The sequence below is a fragment of the Paraburkholderia sp. WS6 genome (assembly GCF_030464835.1).
Lineage (GTDB): Bacteria > Pseudomonadota > Gammaproteobacteria > Burkholderiales > Burkholderiaceae > Paraburkholderia > Paraburkholderia madseniana.
This window is the reverse complement of record NZ_JALQCK010000007.1, coordinates 141,001-167,525: the sequence shown is the minus strand read 5'-3', so window position 1 is coordinate 167,525 and position 26,525 is coordinate 141,001. Positions and strand designations below refer to the sequence as shown.

The 26,525-nt window shown below is 59.5% G+C and carries 23 protein-coding genes; 12 read left to right on the top strand and 11 right to left on the bottom strand.

Translation table 11 applies throughout. From position 1 onward, the window contains the following. Nucleotides 1-27 precede the first annotated feature (27 nt). From M0D64_RS11295 to M0D64_RS11285, 3 genes are all read left to right on the top strand, one after another. The gene (locus tag M0D64_RS11295) at nucleotides 28-912 is read left to right on the top strand and encodes an intradiol ring-cleavage dioxygenase (protein WP_266257739.1); all 885 of its coding nucleotides are present in this window, start codon (nucleotides 28-30) and stop codon (nucleotides 910-912) included. A gap of 27 nt (nucleotides 913-939) precedes the next feature. Continuing rightward, a complete protein-coding gene (locus M0D64_RS11290; RefSeq protein ID WP_266257738.1) occupies nucleotides 940-2,013 on the top strand; it encodes a maleylacetate reductase in 1,074 nt (357 codons plus the stop codon). Between the two features lie 70 nt (nucleotides 2,014-2,083). Then, nucleotides 2,084-2,767, top strand: coding sequence for a TetR/AcrR family transcriptional regulator (locus M0D64_RS11285; protein ID WP_266257737.1), 684 nt, complete (start codon nucleotides 2,084-2,086; stop codon nucleotides 2,765-2,767). 73 nt (nucleotides 2,768-2,840) lie between these two features. Here M0D64_RS11285 and M0D64_RS11280 read toward each other — a convergent pair whose 3' ends face one another. From M0D64_RS11280 to M0D64_RS11245, 8 genes are all read right to left on the bottom strand, one after another. Continuing rightward, nucleotides 2,841-3,788, bottom strand: coding sequence for a hydroxymethylglutaryl-CoA lyase (locus M0D64_RS11280; RefSeq protein WP_266257817.1), 948 nt, complete (start codon nucleotides 3,786-3,788; stop codon nucleotides 2,841-2,843). Nucleotides 3,789-3,982: 194 nt separating this feature from the next. After that, entirely contained in the window at nucleotides 3,983-5,737 is a 1,755-nt protein-coding gene (locus tag M0D64_RS11275) for an FAD-dependent monooxygenase (RefSeq protein ID WP_266257736.1), read from the bottom strand. 119 nt (nucleotides 5,738-5,856) lie between these two features. Continuing rightward, on the bottom strand, nucleotides 5,857-7,593 hold the full coding sequence (locus tag M0D64_RS11270; RefSeq protein WP_266257735.1) for an AMP-binding protein: 1,737 nt from the start codon (nucleotides 7,591-7,593) through the stop codon (nucleotides 5,857-5,859). Nucleotides 7,594-7,704: 111 nt separating this feature from the next. After that, the gene (locus tag M0D64_RS11265; protein WP_266257734.1) at nucleotides 7,705-8,493 is read right to left on the bottom strand and encodes an enoyl-CoA hydratase/isomerase family protein; all 789 of its coding nucleotides are present in this window, start codon (nucleotides 8,491-8,493) and stop codon (nucleotides 7,705-7,707) included. A gap of 64 nt (nucleotides 8,494-8,557) precedes the next feature. Then, nucleotides 8,558-10,297 (bottom strand): CocE/NonD family hydrolase, encoded by a 1,740-nt coding sequence (locus M0D64_RS11260; RefSeq protein ID WP_266257733.1) that lies wholly within the window; start codon nucleotides 10,295-10,297, stop codon nucleotides 8,558-8,560. Nucleotides 10,298-10,555: 258 nt separating this feature from the next. Further along, nucleotides 10,556-11,959 (bottom strand): MFS transporter, encoded by a 1,404-nt coding sequence (locus M0D64_RS11255; protein WP_266257732.1) that lies wholly within the window; start codon nucleotides 11,957-11,959, stop codon nucleotides 10,556-10,558. A 96-nt stretch (nucleotides 11,960-12,055) separates the two neighbouring features. Beyond that, entirely contained in the window at nucleotides 12,056-13,156 is a 1,101-nt protein-coding gene (locus M0D64_RS11250; protein WP_154559747.1) for a porin, read from the bottom strand. A gap of 347 nt (nucleotides 13,157-13,503) precedes the next feature. Continuing rightward, nucleotides 13,504-14,292, bottom strand: a complete 789-nt coding sequence (locus M0D64_RS11245) for an enoyl-CoA hydratase/isomerase family protein (protein ID WP_266257731.1) — start codon at nucleotides 14,290-14,292, stop codon at nucleotides 13,504-13,506. Nucleotides 14,293-14,780: 488 nt separating this feature from the next. On the opposite strand from M0D64_RS11245, the gene M0D64_RS11240 reads away from it, so the two are divergent. The 3 genes from M0D64_RS11240 (at nucleotide 14,781) to M0D64_RS11230 (ending at nucleotide 17,966) form a co-directional block, all read left to right on the top strand. Beyond that, a complete protein-coding gene (locus M0D64_RS11240) occupies nucleotides 14,781-15,539 on the top strand; it encodes a TetR/AcrR family transcriptional regulator (protein ID WP_266257730.1) in 759 nt (252 codons plus the stop codon). Between the two features lie 219 nt (nucleotides 15,540-15,758). Next, nucleotides 15,759-16,364 carry an FMN-dependent NADH-azoreductase gene (locus tag M0D64_RS11235; protein WP_266257729.1) on the top strand — a complete coding sequence of 202 codons (606 nt, stop codon included), beginning with the start codon at nucleotides 15,759-15,761 and terminating at the stop codon, nucleotides 16,362-16,364. Nucleotides 16,365-16,493: 129 nt separating this feature from the next. Beyond that, nucleotides 16,494-17,966: an MFS transporter gene (locus M0D64_RS11230; protein WP_266257728.1), complete on the top strand. Its 1,473-nt coding sequence runs from the start codon at nucleotides 16,494-16,496 to the stop codon at nucleotides 17,964-17,966. Between the two features lie 66 nt (nucleotides 17,967-18,032). On the opposite strand, the gene M0D64_RS11225 is transcribed toward M0D64_RS11230, so the two are convergent. Further along, nucleotides 18,033-18,737: a Crp/Fnr family transcriptional regulator gene (locus M0D64_RS11225; RefSeq protein ID WP_266257727.1), complete on the bottom strand. Its 705-nt coding sequence runs from the start codon at nucleotides 18,735-18,737 to the stop codon at nucleotides 18,033-18,035. 211 nt (nucleotides 18,738-18,948) lie between these two features. On the opposite strand from M0D64_RS11225, the gene M0D64_RS11220 reads away from it, so the two are divergent. Together M0D64_RS11220 and M0D64_RS11215 are read left to right on the top strand one after the other, a co-directional pair. Then, nucleotides 18,949-19,716: a class II aldolase/adducin family protein gene (locus M0D64_RS11220; protein WP_266257726.1), complete on the top strand. Its 768-nt coding sequence runs from the start codon at nucleotides 18,949-18,951 to the stop codon at nucleotides 19,714-19,716. Between the two features lie 138 nt (nucleotides 19,717-19,854). Beyond that, nucleotides 19,855-20,898, top strand: a complete 1,044-nt coding sequence (locus M0D64_RS11215; protein WP_266257725.1) for a 2-dehydropantoate 2-reductase — start codon at nucleotides 19,855-19,857, stop codon at nucleotides 20,896-20,898. A 529-nt stretch (nucleotides 20,899-21,427) separates the two neighbouring features. Here the strand turns inward: M0D64_RS11215 and M0D64_RS11210 are convergent. Both M0D64_RS11210 and M0D64_RS11205 read right to left on the bottom strand, forming a co-directional pair. Continuing rightward, nucleotides 21,428-21,673 (bottom strand): hypothetical protein, encoded by a 246-nt coding sequence (locus M0D64_RS11210; RefSeq protein WP_266257724.1) that lies wholly within the window; start codon nucleotides 21,671-21,673, stop codon nucleotides 21,428-21,430. A 3-nt stretch (nucleotides 21,674-21,676) separates the two neighbouring features. Continuing rightward, nucleotides 21,677-22,351, bottom strand: coding sequence for a universal stress protein (locus M0D64_RS11205; protein ID WP_266257723.1), 675 nt, complete (start codon nucleotides 22,349-22,351; stop codon nucleotides 21,677-21,679). 93 nt (nucleotides 22,352-22,444) lie between these two features. Here M0D64_RS11205 and M0D64_RS11200 point away from each other — a divergent pair, with 93 nt between their 5' ends. The 4 genes from M0D64_RS11200 to M0D64_RS11185 all read left to right on the top strand — a co-directional run bounded on the left by M0D64_RS11200 (nucleotide 22,445) and on the right by M0D64_RS11185 (nucleotide 26,443). Then, nucleotides 22,445-23,545, top strand: coding sequence for a TIGR03118 family protein (locus M0D64_RS11200; protein ID WP_266257722.1), 1,101 nt, complete (start codon nucleotides 22,445-22,447; stop codon nucleotides 23,543-23,545). A 200-nt stretch (nucleotides 23,546-23,745) separates the two neighbouring features. After that, nucleotides 23,746-24,819, top strand: a complete 1,074-nt coding sequence (locus M0D64_RS11195) for a catalase family peroxidase (protein WP_266257721.1) — start codon at nucleotides 23,746-23,748, stop codon at nucleotides 24,817-24,819. Between the two features lie 194 nt (nucleotides 24,820-25,013). After that, a complete protein-coding gene (locus M0D64_RS11190; protein ID WP_266257720.1) occupies nucleotides 25,014-25,559 on the top strand; it encodes an RNA polymerase sigma factor in 546 nt (181 codons plus the stop codon). After that, complete coding sequence (locus tag M0D64_RS11185; protein ID WP_266257719.1) at nucleotides 25,556-26,443, top strand: anti-sigma factor; 888 nt, start codon at nucleotides 25,556-25,558, stop codon at nucleotides 26,441-26,443. The genes M0D64_RS11190 and M0D64_RS11185 overlap by 4 nt, the downstream gene beginning before the upstream one ends. Nucleotides 26,444-26,525 lie beyond the last annotated feature (82 nt).

Below are 26,525 nucleotides of genomic sequence, written 5' to 3'. Positions count from 1 at the left end.
TGCGAACGCGGAGTTCAAGGAAAAACGATGCGTAATATCAACGAAGACACCATCACCCAAGCGGTGCTCGCGGCAATGGCCGGCTGTAACAACGACAGGCTGAGCACCGTAATGACCAGCCTTGTCCAGCATTTGCATTCGTTCGCAAGAGACGTGAAGTTGACCGAAAGTGAATGGGCATACGCAATCAACTTCCTCACCGAGGTTGGCCATATCACGGATGAAAAACGCCAGGAGTTCGTCCTTCTGTCCGACACGCTCGGCTTGTCGATGCTGGTTACGACACAGAACAACCGCAAGCCGGTCGAATGCACGGAAGCAACCGTTCTTGGTCCCTTCTTTGTTGCCGGTGCTCCCGAGTACAGGAACGGTGACGATATCTCCAACGGCGCAGCGGGTCTTCCCTGCTTTGTTGCCGGCAGCGTTCGGGGTCTTTCGGGAGAACCTGTCGCCGGGGCAGCGATCGAAGTCTGGCAATCCGATGAAGACGGGTACTACGACGTGCAGTACGGAGACTCGCAGGATCCAAACGTGGAGTTTCAAGCACGTGGTCGCTTGCAGACGCTGCCCGACGGGCTCTTTCATTTCCGCTCGATTCTCGCCGAGGCCTATCCCATTCCGCACGACGGGCCGGTTGGTCGAATGCTCGATGCGCTCGGACGCCATCCGTGGCGGCCAGCCCACCTGCACTTCTGGATCACGGCGCCGGGGTACGAGCCATTGATTACGCATGTGTTCCGCAATGGGGACAAGTATCTCGATTCGGACGCCGTATTCGGCGTGCGCTCAACGTTGATCGTCGACTGGGTCGAGCACTCGCCGGGTATCGCGCCGGACGGCACGGCGATCGACACCCCGTTTTATACGCTCGATTACGACTTCGTTCTCAACCCCGCGGTACACGGGTCATGAACGGGCACATTTTCGCCGGGACCCGCCATGTCACCATCTGAATTCGTCTATAACGGGCGCGGCACGCGTGTCGTCTTCGGGTGCGGCTCACGCAGCCACATCGAACGCGAATTGCACACGCTGCAAGTACGCCGCGCTCTGATTCTGTGTAGTCACGAACAACGCACATTGGGTGTATCAGTTGCCGATCAGTTGGGTGTGCTCGCAGCGGGTGTCTTTGATCGAGCTGCCATGCACGTGCCGGTCGAACTGGTCACGGAGGTACGCACGGTTGCCGCGTCGCTGGATGCCGACTGCCTCATCGCCGTGGGCGGCGGCTCCGCAATCGGCCTCGCGAAGGGTCTTGCTCTCGAGACAGGTCTGCCCATTCTCGCCGTGCCAACCACCTACGCCGGCAGTGAAATGACGCCCATATTCGGGTTGACCGAATCGGGCCTGAAACGGACAGGCACCGATCTGCGCGTATTACCCAAAACGGTTGTCTACGATCCGGACTTGACCCTGACTTTGCCGGTAAGCATGTCCGTGACCAGCGGCATCAACGCAATCGCACACGCGGCAGAAGGTCTGTATTCACGCGATGCCAATCCTCTTACCAGCCTCATGGCCGAAGAGGGCATCGCGGCGCTCGCGCGCAGCTTACCCAAAATCGTCGCCCAGCCGAACGACCCATCCGCACGCGCCGATGCGCTTTATGGTGCCTGGCTTTGCGGCGCCGTGCTCGGAAGCGTCGGCATGGCGTTGCATCACAAGCTATGCCATACGCTCGGCGGGAGTTTCAATCTGCCGCACGCACCCACCCATACCATTGTGCTGCCGCACGCCCTGGCGTACAACGCAGGCGCTGTGCCTGATGCGATGAGACGGATTGCGCGGGCGCTCGGGCACGACAGCGCTGCACAAGGTCTGTACGAACTCGCGCGCGCAAACGGTGCGCCCGTTGCGCTGAAGGAGATCGGTATGCTCGAAGAACAACTCGACCAGGCGGCCGACATTGCCTGCAACAACGCCTACTGGAATCCCCGCTCGCTAGAACGCGGAGCAATTCGCGCTTTACTGCAGCGCGCATTCGACGGTAACGCACCGATTGATGGCTTGTAGAGCGAGTTTCGTCCGGACCAATGATCCAGACACTCATTATTCATTTCAACGTGTCGCAAGGTATTCGCACATGGCGTCACATACACTTCCTGAGGCAAGAGATATCCGGGCACGTCGCCCGGTTGAACTGAAGCGTACTGAACAGCTTCGCGCGCAGGAAACGCGCTCGGCCATCTTAAATGCGGCCCTTACTGAATTTTCATCAAAGGGTTTCGAGGTCGCGAGTATTCGTAGCATTGCAGAGCGGATTGGAATGCAACATCCGCTCGTTACCTACCACTTTCGTTCCAAAGAGATTCTGTGGCAGGCGGTAGCCGAATATGTATTCGAACGTGTCCGGCAAGAACGCGATGCAAGTCTGTCCAGCTTCGGTCCGGCTAGCGCGGTCGATCGGCTCAAGCTGGCATATAGGGCGCTATTTCGTTTCACTGTAGCGTTTCCCGAGTTTCACCGCTTCATACTTCAGGAATCGCTAGGTTCCAGCTCGCGGCTGCAATGGCTCGCCGATGCTTTCCTGAAACCGCTGATCGGCTGGTTACTTCCGCAAATCCGCGCCGCCCAGGAGGAACACGCGCTACCCAACGTCGAGCCTATTGTTTTCCACTATATGCTGATTAGTTTGACGTCGACCCTCTCGAGCTTCGGTCCGGAATTTTCGGCGACCAGTGATCTATCGCCATCCGATCCGGCGCTGGCCGAAGAATATTGGCGCACCGTGGAGCAGCTCGTGTTTGGAGCATTTGCATCACGCTAGAGGGGCCGCATCCCGCAACGCGCCATTTGCCGACGCCCGCTCTAAACGGGCGATCTCCGTCGACACAACAACATCAATTGAGTACCTTGCGCGCCATCAGTGCCTTACCCGAGCGTGCGCCGTTCTCCCGGCCCATTTGCTGACTCACCCAATCGCCAATCGAAACGACGGCGTCCAGGTCAATGCCTGTTTCGACCCCGAGGCCATCTAGAAGGTAGAGCAGATCTTCGGTGGCAACATTGCCAGTTGCGCCTTTGGCATAGGGGCAACCGCCCAGTCCACCAACGGACGCGTGGAACGTTGTCATTCCGACCTGAAGGGCACCGAAGATATTTGCCAATGCCTGCCCATAGGTATCGTGAAAGTGGCCAGCGAGACTTGCCAACGGAAACTCCCTGGAAGCGGCCTCAACCACTCGCTGAACCTGGTGCGCCGTGCCCACCCCAATGGTGTCGGCAATATCGATTTCGTCACACCCCAGATCGCGAAAGCGCCTGACCATATCGACGACGGCATCAACGCTCACCGGCCCCTGGTACGGACATCCAAAGGAGCATGAAATGCTGGCGCGCAATTGCAATCCCGTTTCTTTCGCTATCCGCGCGACCGGCGCAAAGCGTTCGAGCGATTCCGCTACAGAACAATTGATGTTGCGAATGGAAAATGCTTCGCTCGCGGCACCGAAAATGACGACCTCGTCGACCTTGCTCTCAATCGCGGCCTCGAGCCCTCTCATGTTGGGTGTCAGCGCGGCGTACGAGACCCCCGCTGCGCGATCGATTCCAGCCATGACTTGCGCGCCGTCGGCCATTTGCGGAATCCATTTTGGCGACACGAAGGACGCCGCTTCGATTCTTCGTACGCCGGCGCCAACGAGTCGATTGACCAGTTCAATCTTGGTGTCCGTTGGTATGAACGTGCTTTCCGCCTGCAAACCGTCTCTAGGCCCGACTTCGACAATGTGTACGCGCTTTGGAAGACCGCTATCCGTGCCCTGCCTCCAACGTTCCTGCTGATTCATTTGAAACTCCATTTCGTGGCGAAGGTCCACCCTCGCGACGTGGGGCACGATTGCGACACCGCAGAAACGGTTCCATCACGAGTGGGCCCACATGCCTGCGGCGAGCAAGACTAACGGTGCCCGACGAATTGTGCATGCGTCCCGCCGTCGACCCGCAATCACACGAATCCAGGCGAGACGCTCGCTTCCAGTATTTACTTCGAGAGCACCTGTCCCAAGGCCCGGCGAAGTTCGGCTGCCGGATCACTCGGCAAAGTAAGGCTACGCCACGCAACATGATGGTCCGGGCGGGTCAATACGCAACCACTGTCGCCGATTTCACGCACGCGAGCCCAGTCGCCCGTGTGGTCCGCATAGGCCTGCCGCGGACCAATTACATGTACGTCAATCTTCAACCCCAGCTCCTCACCGACCTTTGAGGCAGCCTCGACCCATGCTTCGCCGCCCAGACCGGTGAACAGTACGAATCGCCCATGTCCCGCGAGGTCAAGCGTGGAGTGTTGCCGTCCACGGGCGTCGAAAACCCAGGCATGCGGCAGACGCGCGCCCGGCCATGTCGTCGCCTGGTAATACAGCTCACGGTCACGCGTGAACTCCGGTTCGGCTTGTCCATCGGTCACCGCAGCGCTCGATTGATAGCGTTGATTCATCTCTACGCCCTGGGCGTCCAGTTCATATCGCTTGAACGCCAATGCTTCCCGGATTTCGTCGCGCTGTTTTTCGGCGGCCGCCGTGGACCCGCTTCGAGCATGCATATTCGCTTGCAAGACCTCGCCGTCGTTCGATTTGTCGATTCCAAGCGCGCTATAGAGCGGAGCAAATTCGGCAATCGACTGGTTCGCGCGGGTTACAACCTGCTTGGCGATCGGCGCACGCTCGGCCGAATAGGTATCCAGAAACGCTTCACCCGCGCGCCCCTTGATGACTTCCGCGAGCTTCCATGCGAGGTTAAACGCATCCTGAATCGACGTGTTGGAGCCCAACCCGCCGGACGGTGGGTGCCGGTGGGTCGCATCGCCCATGCAGAACACTCTCCCCTCCTGCATGCGGGTCGCGTACATGTTGTTCACTGTCCAGGTATTCGCACCCAACAGTTCGATCTCGAGATCCGGCTTACCCACGAGTTGGCGTGCGATCGTGGTGGCCTTTGCCTCGTCCACAACCGGCACCGGTTCGTTGATGTCATAGCCCCAAACGATCAACCACTCGTGCCACGGCCGAACCATCCGGATCAGGCCCATCCCGATACCGCCCACTTCTGCACCCGGTTGCATGATTGGGTACAACACTGCCGGGCGGTGTGCGACGAATTCAGACAGGTCCGCACGGAACCAGATGTTCATCGATCCCCGCACACCCATCTGCCCTTCGAAAGGCAGACCTGCGTCCTTTGCGACCTTGGAATTCCCGCCGTCCGCGCCGATCAGGTACTTTGATTTGACCGTGAACTCCTCCCCGGACAATCGGTCACGGCAGCGCGTGAGAACACCCTCGTCAGTTTGCGTATGACTCAGATATTCCGTGCTCATCCGCGCTTCAGTTCCTCGCGAGCAAGCCGTTTTGAAAAGCAGCGGCTCCATGAACGTCTGCGGCAAATCGTTCATCTTGGTCGGACTCGACAATTGACGTTCCGCTCTTGAGAGCGGATGCAGTCCCCAACTGGGCACCCGGCCAATCTCCTCACCGGTCAGGCTTTCGCAGAAAACCGTTCCACCCATCAGATCCTGATCGGTCGCGTGCAGGTAGGCCTCCTGCTCCACCTGCTGGCCGAGGTCGCGCAGGACCTCCATGGTGCGCAGGTTCGTGATGTGCGCCCGCGGCGTGTTGGCCAGCCAGCGATACTGGTTGATGACCATGTTGTCGATACCGTACGTCGAAAGCAGCGCGGCACTGGCGGAGCCGGCAGGCCCCGTTCCGACGATGAGTACGTCCGTGGTTATTTCATACATTCGACACCTCCAATTGTCATGCCTTCGTGCCTCACCGTTTCCGTGTAGTTCGGATAACTAATTCAAGGTGAGTGTACGAGTCTCTGTTTTTACGATCCTGTCCGGTTTTCGCTAACCTGTCAGGCGGTCTTGTGCTCGGTCAGATTGAGATAGCGGATCATCTCCTCACGCATGGCGAACTTCTGTACTTTTCCCGTAACAGTCATAGGCAGTTCGCTCACGAAGCGAATATATTTGGGTACCTTATAGTGCGCGATCTGTCCTCGGCAAAAGTCTCTGATGTCCTCCTCAGTCGAACCTTCGCCTTTTCGAAGCACGATCCAGGCGCACAACTCCTCGCCGTTCTTCTCATCCGGCACGCCGAACACCTGCACATTCTGTATTTTTGGATGCCTGAAGAGGTATTCCTCAACTTCGCGGGGATAGATATTCTCTCCCCCTCGAATCACCATGTCCTTCAACCTTCCGACGATGTTGCAATATCCGTCGGCATCGATCGTTGCGAGATCACCCGTATGCATCCATCCGTCAACGATGCTTTCGCGCGTTTTTGTCTCGTCTTCCCAGTACCCCTGCATCACCGAGTACCCTCGTGTACAGAGTTCTCCCGTCTCGCCGACCGATACAGTCTTACCGTCGAAATCAACGATCTTGACTTCGAGATGAGGTTGAATCCGCCCGACCGTTGTCGTGCGCTTATCGAGCGGATCCGTGGTTCCGCTCTGAAACGATACGGGGCTGGTCTCTGTCATGCCATACGCAATGGTGACCTCTCGCATATTCATCCTGGTCACAACCTGATTCATTGTCTCGACCGGACAAGGCGATCCAGCCATGATCCCGGTCCGCAGAGTGCTCAGATCAAACGATGCAAAGTCCGCATGCCCCAGTTCAGCGATAAACATGGTCGGCACCCCGTGAAGTGCAGTGCAACGCTCTTCCGAGACGGCTGCGAGGGTCGCGCCAGCGTCGAATCCTTCGCCCGGGAAGACCATCTGAGCGCCAACCGACACGCACGCCAATACGCCGAGCACCATGCCGAAACAGTGGTATAGCGGCACAGGAATACAAAGCGAGTCGGCTTCGGACAGCTTCATCGCCATGCCGACAAAGCGTGCGTTGTTGACGATGTTTCGGTGCGTCAGCGTTGCACCCTTGGGGCTGCCGGTGGTGCCGCTCGTGAACTGGATATTGATCGGGTCCTGAGAAGAAAGTGTTTGCTCGACGGTGTCGATTGCCTCACGCCCTTCGTCTCGAAGAATCCCCTCTCCACGCTGCATGACCGTGTGGAACGACATGACGCCCGATACGCGCCAGTCACCCACGGAGATCACCGTGCGAAGGTCCGGCAGACGTTCGACCTTCAACTCGTCCGGCTGCTGCGACGCGAGTTCGGGCGCTATGTCGAGCAACATCGAAATGTAGTTCGACGTTTTGAAGCTCTCGGCGGTGACGAGCGCCTTGCATTTCACTTTCCGCAATGCGTACTCGAGTTCCGAAACACGATAGGCGGGATTGATGTTGACCAGCACAGCACCGATGCGCGCCGTCGCGAACTGCGTGAGCAACCATTCGAACCGGTTGGGAGACCAGATGCCAACGCGGTCCCCTTTTCCTATTCCCAACGACAGAAGCCCTGCGGCGAGCTGATCAACATGATCGTCAAATTCGCTCCATGTCCACCGTACAAGTTGCTCCCGGAATACCACAGCTTGCTGATCAGGAAATCTGCGTGCTGTTTCCCTCAGAAACTGGCCGACTGTAGACTCGCTCAACGGAACGTCCGTCGAACCCCGCACGTAGGCAACGCCATCGGCAGGCGCTTCGAGCGTAAGGGAACCGGGTAAAGTGTGCATGAAGCCATCCTCCATCGTTACTGCGCGTTTCCGTCAAAAATTCCGCTGAACGGAGTTATCTAGCGATTGCAATGCCGTCGGCCCCTGTCGAAGGCCGACATCGAAAACGCTTTATTTCCCGTGAAAAACCATCTCACCGGGTTCTTCATCGCGATCAAACGCCTCGGCTGTGTTGGCGAAACCTCGCGTGGCATCCTCCGTGTTGTACAGGTCCATGCACACATCCAGCATGGTGGCATCCGCACCGGGAATGCCGCCACTTGACCAGACCTTGAGCAGGGTGCGCGTGGCTGCGTACGAAAGCGTCGGACCGTCGGAGAGCTGCGTAACCAGCTCGACAGCAACACGTTCGAGCGCATCGGGTTCAGCCACGTGCGTTGCAATTCCGAGGTCCCGGGCCACGCTGCCGGGAATCGCTTCACCCAGCATCGCGAAACGGGACGCGTTGCTGCGTCCCACACGCTCGGCCAGCCGCTGCAGCGCTCCCGCAATAGGAAGCATCGCCGTCGTGACCTCGACGCACCGGAACACGGCGTCGGTTGACGCCACAATGAAGTCGCAGTTCAACGCGAGTTCAAAGCCGCCGCCAAAAGCCAGACCCTGCACCACCGCCACCGTCGGGACGCGGAGCGCTTCGATCGCGCGATACGAAGTATTGATTTCCGCGACGAAGGTGCGAAACCAGTTCAAGTCCTTTCCCGGCCATTCGCGAACCTCGCCACCGAGACTGAAGTTGGGCCCTTCGGCCCGAACGACCAGTACCCGGATGTCGCTTTCGCTGGCTTCATGAACCGCCTGCCGGAGACACTCTGCAAACCGTGCATCGAGACGGTTGTACGGCGGATTCGCCAGAACGATATTCCCGACCTTCCCGTCGCGCTCAAAACGTATGCTTTTCATCGCCTAACCTCACTATTCAGTCAGATTCACCGAGCGCCTGTGACGCTCGGGAATGTTTCGTAATTCAGGAGTTCTCTTGATTCAACGGAATGATCGGAAGAAGCAGATGTGAAGGACGATCCGCGTCACGGTAAACCTTGTGAGTGACCGTGTTGCTGCTGGTGACGTGATACGGAATGTATTCGACATCGGTCATCGCGCCCGTTCCTGTCGGCGCGTCCATGCTGCAGATCTCGATACAGATCCGATGGCCGGCCTTGAACTGGTTTGCCGTTGCGAGCACCTGGATTTCATACTTGACGATCTCGCCAGGTGTGACAGGCGAGATCGACTCTTTCGTCAATTTGTGGAACGGCTCCGCAAGCGTGGATCGCGCAGGATCCGTTGCACGGTATGACGCTTTCAGCCAGCCGCGGGTAAGTTCACGCTCAGGTAGCGTCTCCGGCACCGACCGTTCGCCGACGCGTGCAGTAACCACCGATACGTCCGGACCGACGTCCTTGAGTACGACAATCCAGTTCGTATCCGTCTGATCAATCTCAGCATAGAGCGTCAGCGAAATGGGACCCGCCACCAACACGTCCTGCGCAAGCGGCTCTGTCATGTAACGCAGGCGCTCAACCTTGGACGTCTTTTTGAGCGGCATTTGCGTGAAGACATCAGGTTCCCGATGCGCGTTGCCAACCTCCGCTGAAGGTCGAGGGGCGTCTGTGGAAAGCTGCTCCCAGCCTGACAGGTAGTACTTCGCCCATTGCGTCTCCGGCAAAGGCCAGTCACTACCCGTTCGCCATTCGTTGGCGCCCATCACCCAGTAACGGACCGGCGGTTCGTTCATGATGCCGGTATCGATACCCTTCAACCAGTAGTCGTACCAGCGAATAACCTCGTCGTGATACTGATGGAATGGCCGCTCCAGATGCGCAGGGCCCGTAAAGATCAGCTTGCGCGGCTGTTTGACATTGCTGAAGTAATGCTGCGCGCCAAGCCAGTGCAATTTGTACGTGTAAGCGTAGGCGCCAGAGCCGGTATAGAACGGCACCTTGATCGACTTGAAAATTTCCTCGGCTCGTTCGACCGTCCCTTCCGGCTCCCAAGGGTTCGTCATGATGTGGTACATCACCCCTGTGCGCTGCCCCTTCTGCGTCAGGATGTTGTACAGATTGATGTACATCTTGTAGTCGGGATTACGCATGGCCGCGCGCCAGAGTTCCTCTTGCGCTTCAGGTAACGTACCCGGCACACCGCGCGGCTCATGCACCGTGCTGAAAACGTCAAGCAGATACGGGAACGTGTGAATGACGCCACCGGGATTGAAATCCCGAAACCCGAACATCCCGCCGTATGCACTACAGGCGTCATACGGAAAAATTGCCTTGAGCGCGGGGTGGCCCTGCGCCGCCGCACGCCATTGTTCACCCGCGAAACCCGAGATACCCACCATGCCGACCTTGCCGTCGGACCACGGCTGCTGCGTGATCCATTCGATCATGTCGTAATGGTCAGTATTCTCCTCGCCATAGTGACCTTCCGACTTGGCGGAGCCGCGCGGTTGCGCAATGACGTGCACATAGCCATTGGCGATGAAGCGGCGAGTGTCCCCGGCTTCTATCGGCCCGAACCAGAGCGGCGCATGCGCGGGCTGTGGGGGCAAGACATCCGCAATATCCGGACCCTGGAGATCCTTGTTGTGCAGCGCTGAAGCGTACAGCACGGGATACTTGCCATCCGCATCCGGTCGATAAACGTCTACCGCAAGACGGGTTCCGTCCCGCATCGTTACGACGATGTCGCGTTCTTCAATCATGTCTCCTCCTTCGTTGGCCTGTTCGGCGTCAACAGACGGCCGTCTCAAGGCCGAAAATTTGCTTTACCCGCCGACATGCGCTTTTGCGTTCGCTCATCGAGAGCCGCACGATCAGGCAGGTTCCGTAATTCACTATACTTCACGTCCGTAAAGTATGCAAGACGAACGACGTGCCAAAAAATAAAAGTTTGAATCCCAAATGAATTGCGCCCGAGGAACGGCTACGTGTCCATAACCGCGCGTGCTAGCGCCATACCGTCACTGCGTGGTGCTGTTCGGCAACGGTGGATCATCCGCCGATCCGGTACTGATGTCCGCCACGTGTTCGGTCAGCAATCGCCGTTGTGCAGAGAGCACTCGGGCCATGACGATCATGCATACGCAAGCCATCAAAAGCGGTATCGACAACAACGCACATGTGAGCAGGTACGGAAAACCCGATATGACGATCAGGCCGATCAACGACGAACCGACGATCGACCCGAGCCGTCCGATCGCAACGTTCCAGCCACCGCCAGACGCACGCAGCGCAGTTGGATAGAAAATGCCCGGAATGGTGTTGACGCATATCAGCGGTCCTCCAACAGCTATGCCGGACAGGAAGACCACGCCCGCGTGCCACTGGGTGGCTTCGGAGATGCCCAACGCTACGACAAGCAGCGAGCCTGCGCCGAACGCCACGGAAACGACCGATGCCACGTTATAGCGACGAACAAGGATGGCGAATAGAACCGCGCCGCCGAGCGCACCGAACTGGAACATCGACGATACTTGCGAGGCGTCGTGCATCGATAGCCCCACCTGCTTCAGGTGGGTCGGCATCCAGCTTCCAATCAGAAAGAACACCAGATAACCCGCAAACTCCGCAAGCCACGTCAACACGGTGCCAAGCCGGTAATTCGCGCTCAACAGCGCCCTGCTTCCGCTGACCGATTCACGCGTTTCCGCGATAAATAGATGCATTCCAGAGCAGTCTAAAGACGGAAACACTTTGCCGAGAATTCGCTGCGCCTCGTCATTGGACCTTCGACTGGCCACGACGTAGAGCGGCGACTCGGGCACTTGCCACGCAAATAAAGCAACGACCCCAAGCGGCAAAAGACCACTCAGTACCAGCATGCCTCGCCACCCCAGTGTCCCGATAGCGAGAGACGTCACCAGACCAGCGGCTGCCGCACCGAAAAGAAATCCACAGTAAGTCGATGCAAGCATCGCTGAGCGTGAACGGTCGGGGCTATATTCAGCGACGATCGCCGACGTAGCCGGCATCGCTGCTCCGATGCCGAGGCCGGTTATGAAACGCAAGGCAATGAGCTGAAATATCGACTGTGCTTCGCTCGACATCACACCCGCGATGCCAAACCATGCGATTGCCACGATGCTCACCGTTCGACGACCGACACGGTCAGCCAGTGTTCCTCCAACAATCGATCCAATCAGTAAGCCGGTTAGTCCGAAAGCCACCAGAGGCGAGAGCGCTGCGCTCGATAGCTGCCAATGCTGGCTTATCGCAGGCGCGATAAAACTGATCACAATGGTGTCGAAACCCTCGATCGCTGTTGCCGCGAAGCAGATGAGGAACACAGTCCACTGCTTACGCCCCATCGGCATATCGTTAAAAATCTCGCGCACATCCCGCTGGGCATAGCCTATGCTATTCATCGCATTGTCCTTGATGATCGGTCACCTGGTTTCGGTGTCAATCGGGTGTCAATCGGGTTTCACTTGTCTCTCGACAGCAACGACATCACATGTTCGTTAAAACCGGTGACGAATTCCAACTCGCAACAAACCCTGCGTTTGTCCACTCGACGGTGAAGGAATCAACGTGATCTGGGCGCGAGTCGCCGAACCCGCCGCTTTCAGCAGTTCGGCCGCAAAGTAAATGTCCGTCCGCTTCGAGAGGAAATAGTTGGTGTAGAGATCGATTGCCCGATAGATTGGCGTCGCGGAGGTCGCATCCACTTTGCCGTGCGTGTAGATGTACGCCGCACCTGCGAGCAGAAAGGGCGTAATGAAGTAGCCGACGTTGCCCTCGTAGTTGTCAAACCGCACGTTACTGCCAAGAAAGCCTTTCTTGAATTGCGTCGACGTGTACGTGAAAGCAATTGAAGCGCTGCCGAGCTTGTACGATGCACCTACCCCTGCGATGGATTCGCTTTGCGCGTTCTGCACGTACGGGGCATAAATGATGTTTCGCGGTGTGATGCTATCGAATGCGGCAGCAAACGGATTCTTGATGATCGTATAGGCAGCCGCAACATACAGTGGGAAGCTAATCCCGTTGTAACTCAGTCCCACCGACGTCACGCTATTCGTGGAGAATTGTCCGGGCTGCCCACCAAAGCTATAGAGCGCACCCAATGTGAACCCTGCTATTTTTGGACTGGCGTATTTGACCGAGTTGTTGATGCGTATGCTCCCTCCAACGTTGTCAACGTCACCGGCGTGAGCGAAGTAGACCGCCCAGTTCAAGCCGGCTGCGACGGGGGAAAGCATTTCGGCGACTTCCTCGTATTGACGCCCAAGCGTGAACGTCCCATACGGGCTTGAGATTCCGACATACGCCTGGCGACCGAACAGACGCCCATTGTTCGACAGGTTTCCGCTGGACACGTCAAAGCCGTTTTCCAACGTGAAGACTGCTTTGTAACCTCCACCCAGATCTTCGGCGCCGCGCAGCCCCCATCTGGACAGTGATCCACCTCCGCTCTGAAGCAACCAGCCTGAATGTCCGTTCTGATTGCTTGTGTAGGTCAGGCCTTCATCCAGCAGACCGTACAGTGTCACTGAACTTTGCGCGTACACCACCACAGGCGTGACACAAAAAAGCGCGGCGGCCAAGGACAATCTCTTCATCTCCAGTCTCCTTTGTCATTTTGAACGCACTACCAAACGGCACATCGAAGGTGCTGAAAGAAGGATATGTCTAAATTTTCCACTCGTATAGTTTAATTTGGATAGGAGTATCCCCAGGTATGCTTCGCCTGACGAATGAAGGGAACGGGTACCCGACTTCACGCAAGGACCTGGAAGGAGATTGAATCTGGCAGCCGATCAGATCGGGAATCGATGGCGACGTCGCGCAGTAGCGACTTTACGAGGACGCCAACTGGCAGAGGAGATGGGGATGTACGGACCGCACGAGATAACAGCATCTCAGTTCAGGACTTTTGCGGACCTTCCCTGAGACGAGATTTTTATCTTCAGGTCGATGCCCTTCTGGGCGATTCAGAGTTTGCGATGAATTGTGCGACTCGGTCGGAAAACGCTTTCGTCGACGCGCATCGCAGGAAAGCATGTTTTTCCTGTTCAAGATGGCGCTCAAGGTTATCTTCGGCCACCATCCCAACAAGCGATTTCATTTCTCTGACCGCTGCCACGGGTACATCGATGACTTTCCGCGCGAGCGCCAGCGTAGTGTCCTGCAAGGAAGCGGGTTCGGCAATGCTCTGGACGAGCCCTAACTGTCCAGCCTCGTCCGCACTCAATGAGTCGCGCGTCAACAGGATCTCCAATGCCCTCGCCGCTCCCAATCGACGCGCCAGATGAAACGACAGGCCACCGTCGCTGGATGTTCCCAGCTTGGCGTAGCCGACGACAAAGCGCGCAGTGCTCGACGCGACCACCAGGTCGCACGCCATTGCCAGCGAAAAGCCCGCACCTGCTGCCGCCCCTTGAACGCTAGCGATCACAGGTATCGGCAAGCGCCGCATCGCCACAATCGTGGTGTGCAGTGCGGTAATTAACGATTCGAGGTAGGAATCGGAACGCTGCAGTCCGTCGAAGATCTGGCGAAGCTCTCCGCCGGCTGAAAATATCCTGCCCGTGGCTTGAAGTATCACCGCGCGATACTTCGACGCCCCCTCAATCTCGCGGAGAGTGCCCAGCAGTTCATCGCAGAACGCCTTGTCGATCGAGTTCGCGCGTGCTTCGTTCACCAGCGTAACGAAGGCGATGTCGTCACTTGATGTCAGCGTGATTTTGCTTTCCATCTGTCCTTGATCCGTGAATTAAATCTGTAGTCGGATTCAGTTCTGTCGTCGGCCGGTCAGAATACCTGGACCAGTCAAGTTATCTTCATTATACTTTACGATGTGTCAATTTAAAAGGAAATTGAACGGCAAGGAGCGTCGGATCGACTGAGCATGCGGCATGTGCGATGCAATTTTTGTCTGACGATTAGGCACCTCTTTAGCCTCGTGATTTTTGCCGGACCAACGGCATGCCTTGCCTCGCTTGAAGTTGTTGGCGCATCAGGCCGGCGGTCGTTAAATAGTGTGTTACTGTGCCGGCCAAATCGACTGTGCTCAACGGGTTCAGCGCGGCCAGGCTTCGGCGGTGAGTGTGTGATACCGTTGCGAAGCCTGCCTTCGTTGACGGTCGCGGCCTGCCAAGCCTACCCGGCGCTGGTCTGTCTGAAGGCGGAAGGCACCGGAGCACAGAAGCAACGCAATAACGAATTTCCCAATCGAGAAACCAAATGGCGGACAGCGCAGGTTCCAAGAACGTTGGTAATAAAAGCAGACCAACCGAACTCAAACGTGCAGAGCAGCAGCGGGCGCAGGAAACCCGCGCCGCGATCCTGAACGCGGCACTTGCCGAATTCGCCACGAAAGGCTTTGAGGCTGCGAGTATTCGTAGCATCGCAGATCGCATCGGCCTGCAACATCCGCTTATCACCTACCACTACCGATCCAAAGACGTTCTCTGGCAGGCGGTGGCTGAGTTTGTGTTCGAACGCATTCGCCAGGAGTGGGACACCAATCTGACGGATACGCCCCCTGCCATGGCGGCGGACCGGGTAAAACTCGTGTATCGCTCGTTGTTCCGGTTCACGGTTGATTTTCCCCAGTTTCACCGCTTCATGCTGCAAGAGTTCCTCGTGTACAGCCCGCGTTTGCAGTGGCTCGCCGACACAGTGCTCAAGCCGTTGATCAACTGGCTAATTCCACAGATTCGCGCGGCGCAGGATGAAAACACCTTGCCCAAAGTCGAACCGATCCTCCTGCACTACCTCATGATCAGCCTGACATCGACGCTTTCCGGATTCGGCCCGGAAATGCTGGCAACCAGCAATGTCTCGGCGTCCGATCCAGCGGTTGTCGACGCGTATTGGCAGATGGTCGAGACACTCGTCTTCAGCAAGCCGCCGGAGACGCCTTGTGCGGAAAAGGCCGAACCACGTTCGGTCAAGTCAGGTAGCCGGCCCCGCGCATCCGCGCGCGTGAAGAGCAGTTAAAGTACCCCGCGCTACTGCCGGGTTACCCCTCTCGCCAGCAACGACTCGCGCATCCGCGAGTCGTTCGCGCCTTAAACTGATCCTCCTCTACTCCGCCAGGAACATATCTACTAAAGCGATGGGTTTCATCTGAAAATATAGGCTATCCAGATTGCAGGTCGGAGCCTATCGTGCGGGTTTCCGGCAGACGCATCGTCTGCCACTTCGGAGATCATTTTCATGAAACTGCTACACGTAGATTCCAGCATCCTCGGACAAGGCTCCGTCAGCCGCGATCTGTCAGCGGAAGTCGTCGCGACTTTCCGGACCCGCCATTCCGACCTTACCGTCACTCGTCTCGACCTGGCCGCCACGCCGATCGGCCATCTGACGGCAGCGCACCTCGCGGCCGCGCAAGGCGCTCCGGTCGACGAGGCATTGAAGTCCGACGTCGCCTTGGGACAGGTCGCGCTCGAGGAGTTCCTGGCCGCCGATATCGTGGTCATCGGCTCGCCGATGTACAACTTTGGCGTGCCCTCCCAACTGAAGGCCTGGATCGACCGCATCTCGGTCGCCGGGAAGACGTTCAGCTACGGTGAGCACGGCCCGATCGGACTGGCCGGCGGCAAGAAGTTGGTTATCGCCTCGTCGCGCGGTGGTGTTTACAGCGAAGGCTCGCCCGTCGCCTTCTTCGATCATCAGGAAACCTATCTGAAGGCCGCGTTCGGCTTCCTGGGCATCACGGATATCACCTTCATTCGCGCAGAAGGCGTGGCGATGGGTGAAGAGACACGCAGTGGGGCCATCGCCTCGGCGAAGAAAGCGACCGCCGCGCTCGCCGCGTGAGATAGCACCGCCATCAACGGGTTGCCGATCGGGTTGCCGAATCGTGCCGATTGATGGCGCGTCCGGCATCCGCTGGCACCCGCTTGCGCCCGCTTGCGCCCGATCGACCCAGGCAAAAGGAGCCCCTGCATGACCCATTCCATCCACGGCAACAAACGCTGGCTGGCGCTGATCGTTCTGTGCCTCGGCGTGCTCATGATCGTGCTCGATACGACGATCGTAAACGTTGCCTTGCCGTCGATCGCCGCGGACCTCGGCTTTAGCGAAACCTCGCTGGTGTGGGTGGTCAACGCGTACATGCTCACCTTCGGCGGCTGCCTGCTGCTGGGCGGACGGCTGGGCGATCTCTACGGCCATCGCAAGCTGTTCCTCGGCGGCATCACGCTGTTCACGCTGGCGTCGCTCGCGTGCGGCCTGGCGGATTCGCAAATTCTGCTGGTGTGCGCGCGTGCCGTGCAGGGTTTGGGCGGCGCAGTGGTCTCCGCAGTTTCGCTGTCGCTGATCATGAATCTGTTCACCGAAGCGGGCGAACGCGCCAAAGCGATGGGCATATACGGTTTCGTCTGCGCGGGCGGCGGCAGCATCGGCGTGTTGCTCGGCGGTCTGCTGACCAACCTGCTCAGCTGGCACTGGATCTTTCTGGTCAACTTGCCGATTGGCATCGCCGTCTACGCGCTGTGCGTCGCGCTCCTGCCATCGGCGCGCGGCCATGCTCATGGCGAGCGGCTCGACGTGGCCGGCGCGGTCACAGTCACCGCTTCGCTGATGCTGGCCGTGTACGCAGTCGTGAATGGCAACGAAGCGGGCTGGACCTCGGCGCAGACGCTCGGTCTTCTGTTCGCCGCGCTCGCGCTGCTGGCCGTGTTTCTCGTGATCGAAGCGCGCGTGCAGCATCCGTTGATGCCACTCGGTCTGTTCCGCTTGCGCAATGTCGCAACCGCCAATTTGGTCGGTGTGCTGTGGGCGGCGGCGATGTTCGCGTGGTTCTTCATCTCCGCGTTGTATCTGCAGCGCGTGCTCGGCTACCGGCCCTTGCAGGTCGGGCTCGCGTTTTTGCCGGCCAGTCTGATCATGGCGTTCTGTTCGCTGAGCCTGTCGGCGCGCGCCGTGATGCGCTTCGGTCTGCGCGTGCCGCTTGCCGCCGGGCTGCTCTGTGCAGCGTGTGGCCTCGCGTTGTTCGCTCGCGCACCGGTTAATGGCAGCTTTGTGCTCGACGTGCTGCCCGGCATGATCCTGTTCGGCTTCGGCGCCGGCATTGCATTCAATGCCCTGCTGCTGGCCGCCATGAGCGACGTCGACCCGAGCGATTCGGGCCTCGCGTCCGGCATCGTCAATACGTCGTTGATGATGGGGGGCGCACTCGGCCTCGCCGTGCTCGCGAGTCTCGCCGCCGCACGCAGTGACGCAATGCAGGCGTCCGAAAACGCGGTGGCGGCGCTCAATAGCGGCTATCACGTAGCGTTTCTGTTCGGTGCGATCCTCGCGGCGGCGGCCGGTGTGCTGGGCGGTTTGTTGTTGCGTCCTGGGCAGCCGGGTGGTGCCGGCGAACAGGACAAAAGAGGTCCGGTGGCCGCAAAAGAAGAAACCGCCGCGACCTCGTGACGACGGTGACAAAAGCGCATTCATAAGCAGCACGCTCACCCACGCCACCACGAACCGTCGGAACAGTTACGGATTGGGATCGCCGAGACTGGCCGCGCGCAATCGGTCGAAATCGAGAATGGTGATTTCCCCGGATTTCAGGCTCACTATGCGTTGACTTTCGAGGTTCCTGAGCAACTGATTCGTGGTCTGTCGCGACAGCGACACCATCGAAGCCAGGCTGTCTTGCGAGACCCTTATCCTGCTCTGCGAGGCATTGAGACCGCCATAACCTCCGGCGATCATCAGCAAACGGTTGGCCACGCGCTGTGCCGCGGGCAACAGGGTCATCGCTTCGGCATTCTCGAATGAAACCCGAAGTCTTTGCGCCATCAGCAACGCAAAATCTCGCCAATAACGGGGCGTGGCATCGAGCAGGTTCTGCAGCGCGGCCCCGGGCACGTGCAGCAACAACGTCCTGCTGACGGCCGTGGCGTCGTTCGGCCGCGGCAGCCCATCGAACATCGAGATCTCCCCCACCCATGCAGTCGGTCCGAGCACCGCGAGCAACGCCTCTTTCCCATCCATTCCGACTGTGCCGATAGCGAGCGCGCCGCCCAGCACGGCGTACAGGCCATAAGACTGTTCACCTCGCCGATACAGGAATTGGCCCTTTTCCAGCGTGAGCAGGCTGGCATGGCTGATCAGATAGTCCCGCAACTCGACAGGCAGGCCCCGGAACCATGGGGTCGTTTCGAGTTGTGACCGGTAGCGGTGCAGGCTGGATTCCATTGGCGCGTCGACCTGTCGGGTATCCGACAGATTTTAGGCGGGTTCGCGAACATCATGTGGATTCGCATCTGACGACGCAATGACTTTGATCCCTGCTGCACCTGCAGCGTCGCGGGCGCAAAATGAGCGATTTCGCAGGGCGCTATTCAGTGTTGTTCCGGGTTATTCCAGGTTGTCCCATTGCTTGAACCATCGAATAAGGAGTGTCGACGTGGCCTCATCTGCTGTCAGTCTGAAGAACGACGTTTCACCTGCCGAATGGGAAGCGCGAGTCAATCTCGCGGCCGCGTACCGTCTCACGGCGCTGTTTGGGTGGGACGATCTGGTGTTTACCCATATCTCGGCGCGCGTGCCGGGCCCCGAACACCATTTCCTGATCAACCCCTACGGGATGATGTTCGACGAAATCACCGCCTCTTCGCTGGTCAAGATCGGCCTCGACGGCCGCAAGGTTGCCGAATCGCCGTATGACGTCAATCCGGCCGGCTTTACGATCCATAGCGCCGTGCATGCGGCACGCGAAGACGCCCATTGCGTGATGCACACTCACTCGGTCAACGGCGTTGCCGTGTCGGCGCAGGAGGCGGGATTGCTGCCGCTCTCCCAGCAGTCACTGGGTGTGCTGGCATCGCTCGGCTACCACGACTACGAAGGCATCGCGCTCAATGAAGCCGAGAAGCCCCGTCTCGTTCAGGACCTCGGAAGCAACACTTATCTGATGCTGCGCAACCACGGCCTGCTGACGGTTGGCGCGGCGCCGGCGGACGCCTTCGTCGCCATGTACTTCTTTGAAGCAGCCTGCATGATTCAGGTGCGCGCCCAGTCAGGCGGCGGCAAGCTCACGCCAATCCCGCAGCCGATTCTCGCCGGCATCAAGGACCAGATCCGGATGGCGACGCGGGGCCTCACGCCCGGAGCGCTGGTGTGGCCTGGGCTGCTGCGTCGGCTCGATCGCCGCAACCCTGGATATGCCGACTAGTGCAGTCCGTTCGCGAGATGTCCGGCGCACGAAGGCCTATGCCGGGCAAACAGCGTAAGCATGTATCAAGCGTCATAGGCCGCGCTTGCCGATTCAACGCAACGCGGATGTAACCTGGTAGGTCACGTGAGAACCTGTATGGCAAAGATCTTTATCTACGGTGCCGGCTCAATTGGTTGCTATGTCGGCGGACGGCTTCTCGCCGGAGGAAGCGACGTCAGTTTCATTGGACGTGCACGCGTGGCCGACCTGTTGCGCAATCAAGGCATCACGCTGTCGCGGCACGACGATAGCCGCTGGCATGCCCCGTCGGAACGCATCGACGTATCGACGGACGCGGCCAGCGCCGCCGCAGCCGATCTCGTGCTCGTCACCGTCAAGTCTGCCGCGACGCCCACGGCCGCGGCCGAACTGGCGAACGTGCTACGCCCCGGCACGATCGTCGTGAGCTTCCAGAACGGCATTGGCAATGCGGACGTGCTGCGCGCCGCGCTGCCACAGCACACGGTGCTGGAAGGGATGGTGCCATTCAATGTCGTCGAACGCGGCCCGGGTGCGTTTCATCAAGGTTCAGCGGGAGAACTGGAGATCAGGCATGCGCCGGCCATGCAGCCATTCGTCGACGAGTTCAGGAGAGCGGGTCTGCCGCTGATCCAGCACGCCGATATGCTGCCGGTGCAGTGGGCGAAGCTGTTGCTCAACCTCAACAATGCCATCAACGCGCTAGCGAACCGGCCTTTGAAGGAAGAGCTCTCGCAACGCGCCTATCGGCTTTGCCTCGCGATGGCGCAGAAAGAAGCGCTCGCGCTGCTGAAGCGGGCCGGCATACGACCGGCCAGAGTGACGCCGCTTCCAGCCACGTGGATACCGCGTGTTCTCAGCGTGCCTGATGCGTTGTTCGAACGGCTGGGCCGCACGATGCTGACGATCGATCCGCTCGCGCGCTCGTCGATGTCCGACGACCTGGCGGCCGGGCGCGCCACGGAAATCGACTGGATCAATGGCGAGGTCGTGCGTCTCGCCCAACGCCTTGGGCAAACGGCACCAGTCAACGCACGGCTATGCGAACTCGTGCGCGAAGCCGAGCGAGCCGACGTGCGCCCTTCATGGTCAGGCGAAGCATTGCTGGCTGAGATGCGGGCCGCGGCGCATACCACCTTGCCATTGCCCGCAAAAATCTGAACGCCGGCGCACACGCATCAGGTCGCGGCCATGCCATCAATGGAGTAGATTGATGTCTTGGTCACGCCCCCCGGCGTCTGACTTGGGAGAGAACCATGGAAAGTCGTTACGCGGTTTCGCTGGCAGTCGCTGCAAGTCTTGCCGTGTCATTCGCATTTGCTCCGGAAGTCGTGGCACAGACAGGCACTCCCGGGACGAAGCAGATGCAGGACACGCAACGGAAAGCCGAACAAAAGGCTCATAGCGCAGGCAAGAAACCTCACCACAAAAACACGAACCAGAAAGCCGTGCCTCAAAAGGCTGGAAGCGCCGAGCCGACATCCGCGCCTTAGTTTCGCTAGTTGTCAGGCGGTGCGTGGGCTCAGCGGGTTATTAGATCGCGTCGAAATACTTTCGGTGCACGCCTGAAAAACACCGATGGCGCTCGTGCTGAAGAACGCACCGCTGCGGTATGGCAGCGATGGGGTGTAGTGGAGATACCGGCGAGCAGCTCGACCAGACGCTTGAGCTTGCTCATCGTCATGGGAACCTACCCCGCCTCGTCAAACGCAGTACTTCGTGAGAGCGTCTCCCACTCATCAAAATCCTCGAACATGGCAGCAAGCTGTTTGTGCGCAAGGTCAAGCGCGTACTTGCTCGCATGGTAGTAGCCGGCATCCGGCACGCCGATAATCGCTGCCTCGCTCACGCCGCGATGAACAGTAAGGGCATGTTCGACTTCGGTCGGCGAGATGTTCGACCCGCCGGACAACGGCGTGTATATCCGTAGCGCCATCATCTAATCTAACGGCACCGTAATAACAGCACGCCCTGCGGCGCGTTTCACCAGCTCCGCGTGGTTGGATGGCTGGCTCCACCATCTTGCCAGTCCGCGCGGATTGCGGTGACCCAGCACAAGCAGGTCCGCGTTGAGCAAGCCTGCGTACCTGGCCATGCTATCGACCACGTTACCTGCTGCAACATATCCGCGCGCCACCGTTCCGCTCGCTCTCAGATGGTCCAGCGCTTCCTTCAGGACCTGCTTCGCCGCGCCTTCCATTTGCAAACACGCCATGTCCGATAGGTACCCAACACTGCAGCCGACAGCCGAGCCAATATCCACAACAGAGAGGACATGAACTGTAGCGGTCAACGCATATCCCAAACGGGTCACGCGCAGTAAGGCCGATCTGGATTCAGGCGATCCGTCGTAGTAGACGAGCAGATTGTAGTGGTCAGGCATGGGGTCCTCGAATCGGGCGATGAAGGGCGTTGCGGCGGTTCTGCCTTTTCCACAACACCGTTGACCGATGAGATATTCCAGAACAACGCAGGTTTCTTGTCGCTTGAGACTGTTTTCCGTCGCGGAATAAAAACGCAAGCCCAGGCGTTCGGAGAAGGACGATTCAGAGCCAACGGGATCGGGCAATTCAATCCGTGGAATTCCTGTTCCCTGGTTGCACGCCCCTTCCATTGCGCGCGCCCGGATCGTTCGTTCGCGTGCATCGCAGGTGGAGAGAGACGATTGCGGCGGGCGCCACTCCGAACACAAGAGGAATCCGCGAAAATGAAACTGCGTCAGAAGACTTTTATTGCCTGGTCATTCGCCGCTTGCGCGGCAACACTCACCGCGTGCGGTGGCAGCAGCGACAATTCCACGCCGCCGGCCCCGGTCACTGGGCCTTTCAAGGCCACCGTGCTGGTTTCCGACGGCAGTGTGAGCGCACCGAACACGGACGCCAATCTCAAGAACGGCTGGGGCATCGCCTTCAACCCAACCGGCGTCATGTGGGTGTCCGACAACAATACGAAAAAGTCGACGCTCTATGACGGCAATGGCGTCGTGCAGTCGCTCGTCGTGACGATCCCGCCCGCGGCAAGCGGGCAAGCTGCCGGTCCGACGGGCATCGTGTTCAATGCCAGCACCGACTTTGAAATTAGCGAAAACGGCGTTACAAGCAACGCGGTCTTTCTCTGGGCCACCGACGCGGGCACGATCGCCGCCTGGTCGCCGAAGGTATTGCCGACGCAAGCGGTCAACGCGCACGACGACGGCTCTGGCGGCGCGGTCTACAAGGGCCTCGCCATCGGCACGAATGCCGGTCAGAACCTGCTCTACGCGGCGGACTTCCATAACGGCAAGGTCGATGTGTTCGACAAGTCGTTCAACAAGCTGCAACTCGACGGGCAATTCAAGGATCCCAGCCTGCCTGCCGGCTTGTCCCCTTTCGGAATACGTGTGGTCGGTACAACCGTATATGTGACGTTTGCGAAGCTCGGTCCCGATGGACACACGCAGGTGAACGGCCCGGGCAACGGCGCCGTCGACGCGTTCGACACGGCCGGGCATCTCACGAAGCGCATTGCCCAGGGCGGATCGCTGAATTCACCCTGGGGTCTTGCGGTGGCGCCGGCTAATTTCGGTGCACTGAGCAATGATCTGTTGGTCGGGAATTTTGGCGATGGCACCATCGACGCGTTCGATCCCAATTCCGGTTCGTTCATCGGCGCCATGACGCAATCGGACGGATCGACATTCAAACAGCCGGGTATCTGGGGCATCTCGTTCGGCAACAACGCTGCCAATCAGCCGCTCAATACCTTGTTCTTCGCTGCCGGCCCGACACCGACGACTGGTGTCTATGGTCGGATCGACGTCACCCAATAGCGAACTGGCGGAGGCGGCGGGCGCCCTGAACGCCGACCTCAGCCGCGATCTTCTCATTGAAGCCGTTTTATTCCGTGACGAGGTGACAAGATCCGCGGTTCACGGCGAATAGATTCCATTGGGCAGCCAAGCAGCGAAACGTACCCTGCTCTATACTCGTCAACTTTCTGGATCGGCGCGTTTCGCTTTCACGCTGCATCATGTCCCGCCCCCAGCCATCGTGGCTTGTTCTCCGATACGCCCTCATCGTGATCGTCATTGCGGCTGTCGCCGGAGCGTTCGCGTGGGCCGCGGACTGGATTCAATGGCCGGGCAGCGAGCCCGCCCTGACGCCCGCCCGGATGATCGACGCCTTCGAGGACGGCATGGGCAGGCATGCCGGCTTTCGCCGCAATCATGCCAAGGGAGTCTGCGTAAGCGGCTATTTCGACAGCAACGGAAGCGGCGCCGCACTTTCGCGCGCGCGTGTGTTCGAGCGCGGCCGCACCCCCGTGATCGGCCGCCTCTCCGCACCGGGCGGCAATCCCGCCCAGGACGACGCCAACGCGTCCGTGCGCAGCTTTGCACTGCTCTTCTCGCTGCGCAACGGAGAACAATGGCGCACCGCAATGAACTCCGTGCCGATCTTCCAGGTCGCCACGCCACAGGCGCTGTACGAGCAACTGGTGGCGCTGCGCCCGGATGCGCGGAGCGGCCTGCCTGATCCCGCGAAATTGAGCGCCTTTTTTTCGCAGCACCCCGAAACGACGGCCTTTCGCGCGTGGGTCGATACCCATCCGCCTTCCTCGGCTTTCTATAACGCAAGTTACTTCGGCATCGACGCGTTCCGTTTCGTCGATGCCAATGGCAACACGCGTTTCGTCCGCTGGAGTGTCGTTCCAGACACACCCTATGCGCCTTCGAACGAACGTACTAACCCGGCGCGCGATTCCGACTTTCTCGCGCGCGATCTCGACCTCCGTCTGCAGACCGGCCCCGTTTCCTGGCACCTGATGCTGACGCCGGCACGCCCGGGGGATCCGGTCGACGACGCGACGCGCGCATGGCCGCCCGAGCGCGAATTGCATCGGGTGGACGCCGGCACGATTGTGATCGAGCGCGCCGAGAGCCAGATCGACGGCGCCTGCCGGGACATCAATTTCGATCCGCTGATCCTCCCCTATGGCATCGCGCCCTCAGACGATCCGCTGCTCGCCGCACGCTCGGCCGGCTACGCGGTTTCGTTCGACCGGCGAACGCGCGAAGAGGTAGGGGCCGGTACGCGTCGCCGCTAGAAAGAACGGCATCGAGACCTTCGTCGATGCAGCAAGGACCACTTTCACGCATTGTTCAGTCTCAAGTTAAACTAGACTGTTCGAACTTCGTGGCGAAAAAACGGTGGCGAACGATAGTCCAAATATTGGTGCGAGGTTGACGTGCTCGCAGTGCTTTCGAACGCGTCTCGGGGAACATGGGAGATTTTCGTTCAATGAACGGTGCAGATTTACCAGGCATGCTTCCCGAAATGCTGCCGCGCTTGTGGGCGTTCGCGCTTCGCCTGTCGGGGGACCAGCATGATGCGGAGGATCTCGTGCAACGCGCCTGCCTGCGCGGGCTCGAACGCGCCCATCAGCTTCAGCCCGACACGGCTCCTTTGAGCTGGATGTTCTCGATCGTCCATTCGACCTGGATCAACGAACTGCGCGCCCGCAGCGTGCGTAAACGGTCCAGTTTCGATTGGGACGACGACTTCCTCGAAAATCTTCCCGACCCCGTCGACAGGGGTCCCGAAACGCAATTGATGCACGGCCAGATCATCGAGGCCGTCGAGCGCTTGCCGGAAGCGCAGCGCGTCGTGATGCTGCTCGTCGCCGTGGAAGGCCTGAGCTATCAGCAAGCCGCCGACGTGCTCGAGGTGCCCATCGGCACGGTCATGAGCCGCCTGTCGCGCGCCCGCCAGGCGGTCGGCGCACTGCTTGGCGGCGAGACGCCGAAAGTGCGGCCCGCGAAGATACAAAAGGATTCAATCGCATGATGGCTGACGACGCTCAACTGCTCGCTTACGTGGATGGCGGCCTGTCGCCCGAGGATCGCAGCGCGGTCGAAGCGCGACTGCGCGAGTCCGCCGAAGCAAGGGCAAAGGTTGCGCTGTTGCGCGCTTCACGGCTCGATTTCGAGGACGCCTTCGCGCAGCAGAAGCTCCCGCCGGTGCCCGATTCGCTGAAGCTCAAGGTCGACGAGATGGTCCGCGCGCATCGCGCCCCGGAATCGAACGACCCGGCCCTGCCTCCCGGCGAAAAAGCGCCCTCCGAACCCGTGCGCTCGCGTCTGCGCGCCATGCCGGTTTGGCTTGCCGCCGCTTGCGTAGCCGGCGCTTTCGCCTGCGGCCTGTTCGTGCGGCTCGGCCCGCTTGCAAGCGGCGGCGCGCAGATGACCGCCAACGCCGACGTGTCGCCGTGGGTGGCGGCGGCGGTCGGTTATCAGAAGCTGTACACGCGCGATACCGTCGCGTACACGCAGGAAGATCCGGAGGCCGCCGCAAAGGCCGTCAGGGATATTCGCAGCGACGACCGGCTCGCCCTGCGCGTTCCGGACCTGACAAGCGCCGGGCTGACGTTCAAGTCGGTGCAACGCCTGCGCTTCAATAACAAGCCGCTCGTACAGATCGTCTATCTGCCAAAAAATGGCCCGCCCATTGCGCTGTGCGTGATGAAAGACTCGAAACCGGACCAGCCGGTCGCGACGAAGACGGTCGATGCAATGGACGTCGCGACGTGGCGGCAAGCGGAGTTGAGCTATGCGCTGATCGGGAAATCGGGCGACCTCGATCTCGGCGCGCTCGGCAAGCGCATCTCCAATCTCGACATGGCTCCGCTTTTCAGCGATGCCTCGCCGATCGCGCCCGCCACCTCCGGATGACGGCATGCCCGAACGCGTCGCGCGAAAGCGACGCATCGGGCAGTGGCGAACACGCTCACGCAGGCTCGAACAGAATCTTGAG

Bases quoted from the DNA above. Each gene is read 5' to 3' on its own strand.
- M0D64_RS11295 (WP_266257739.1), top strand. From the start codon at position 28: ATGCGTAATATCAACGAAGACACCATCACCCAAGCGGTGCTCGCGGCA.
- M0D64_RS11290 (WP_266257738.1), top strand. From the start codon at position 940: ATGTCACCATCTGAATTCGTCTATAACGGGCGCGGCACGCGTGTCGTC.
- M0D64_RS11285 (WP_266257737.1), top strand. From the start codon at position 2,084: ATGGCGTCACATACACTTCCTGAGGCAAGAGATATCCGGGCACGTCGC.
- M0D64_RS11280 (WP_266257817.1), bottom strand. From the start codon at position 3,788: ATGAATCAGCAGGAACGTTGGAGGCAGGGCACGGATAGCGGTCTTCCA.
- M0D64_RS11275 (WP_266257736.1), bottom strand. From the start codon at position 5,737: ATGTATGAAATAACCACGGACGTACTCATCGTCGGAACGGGGCCTGCC.
- M0D64_RS11270 (WP_266257735.1), bottom strand. From the start codon at position 7,593: ATGCACACTTTACCCGGTTCCCTTACGCTCGAAGCGCCTGCCGATGGC.
- M0D64_RS11265 (WP_266257734.1), bottom strand. From the start codon at position 8,493: ATGAAAAGCATACGTTTTGAGCGCGACGGGAAGGTCGGGAATATCGTT.
- M0D64_RS11260 (WP_266257733.1), bottom strand. From the start codon at position 10,297: ATGATTGAAGAACGCGACATCGTCGTAACGATGCGGGACGGAACCCGT.
- M0D64_RS11255 (WP_266257732.1), bottom strand. From the start codon at position 11,959: ATGAATAGCATAGGCTATGCCCAGCGGGATGTGCGCGAGATTTTTAAC.
- M0D64_RS11250 (WP_154559747.1), bottom strand. From the start codon at position 13,156: ATGAAGAGATTGTCCTTGGCCGCCGCGCTTTTTTGTGTCACGCCTGTG.
- M0D64_RS11245 (WP_266257731.1), bottom strand. From the start codon at position 14,292: ATGGAAAGCAAAATCACGCTGACATCAAGTGACGACATCGCCTTCGTT.
- M0D64_RS11240 (WP_266257730.1), top strand. From the start codon at position 14,781: ATGGCGGACAGCGCAGGTTCCAAGAACGTTGGTAATAAAAGCAGACCA.
- M0D64_RS11235 (WP_266257729.1), top strand. From the start codon at position 15,759: ATGAAACTGCTACACGTAGATTCCAGCATCCTCGGACAAGGCTCCGTC.
- M0D64_RS11230 (WP_266257728.1), top strand. From the start codon at position 16,494: ATGACCCATTCCATCCACGGCAACAAACGCTGGCTGGCGCTGATCGTT.
- M0D64_RS11225 (WP_266257727.1), bottom strand. From the start codon at position 18,737: ATGGAATCCAGCCTGCACCGCTACCGGTCACAACTCGAAACGACCCCA.
- M0D64_RS11215 (WP_266257725.1), top strand. From the start codon at position 19,855: ATGGCAAAGATCTTTATCTACGGTGCCGGCTCAATTGGTTGCTATGTC.
- M0D64_RS11210 (WP_266257724.1), bottom strand. From the start codon at position 21,673: ATGGCGCTACGGATATACACGCCGTTGTCCGGCGGGTCGAACATCTCG.
- M0D64_RS11205 (WP_266257723.1), bottom strand. From the start codon at position 22,351: ATGGAAGGGGCGTGCAACCAGGGAACAGGAATTCCACGGATTGAATTG.
- M0D64_RS11200 (WP_266257722.1), top strand. From the start codon at position 22,445: ATGAAACTGCGTCAGAAGACTTTTATTGCCTGGTCATTCGCCGCTTGC.
- M0D64_RS11195 (WP_266257721.1), top strand. From the start codon at position 23,746: ATGTCCCGCCCCCAGCCATCGTGGCTTGTTCTCCGATACGCCCTCATC.
- M0D64_RS11190 (WP_266257720.1), top strand. From the start codon at position 25,014: ATGAACGGTGCAGATTTACCAGGCATGCTTCCCGAAATGCTGCCGCGC.
- M0D64_RS11185 (WP_266257719.1), top strand. From the start codon at position 25,556: ATGATGGCTGACGACGCTCAACTGCTCGCTTACGTGGATGGCGGCCTG.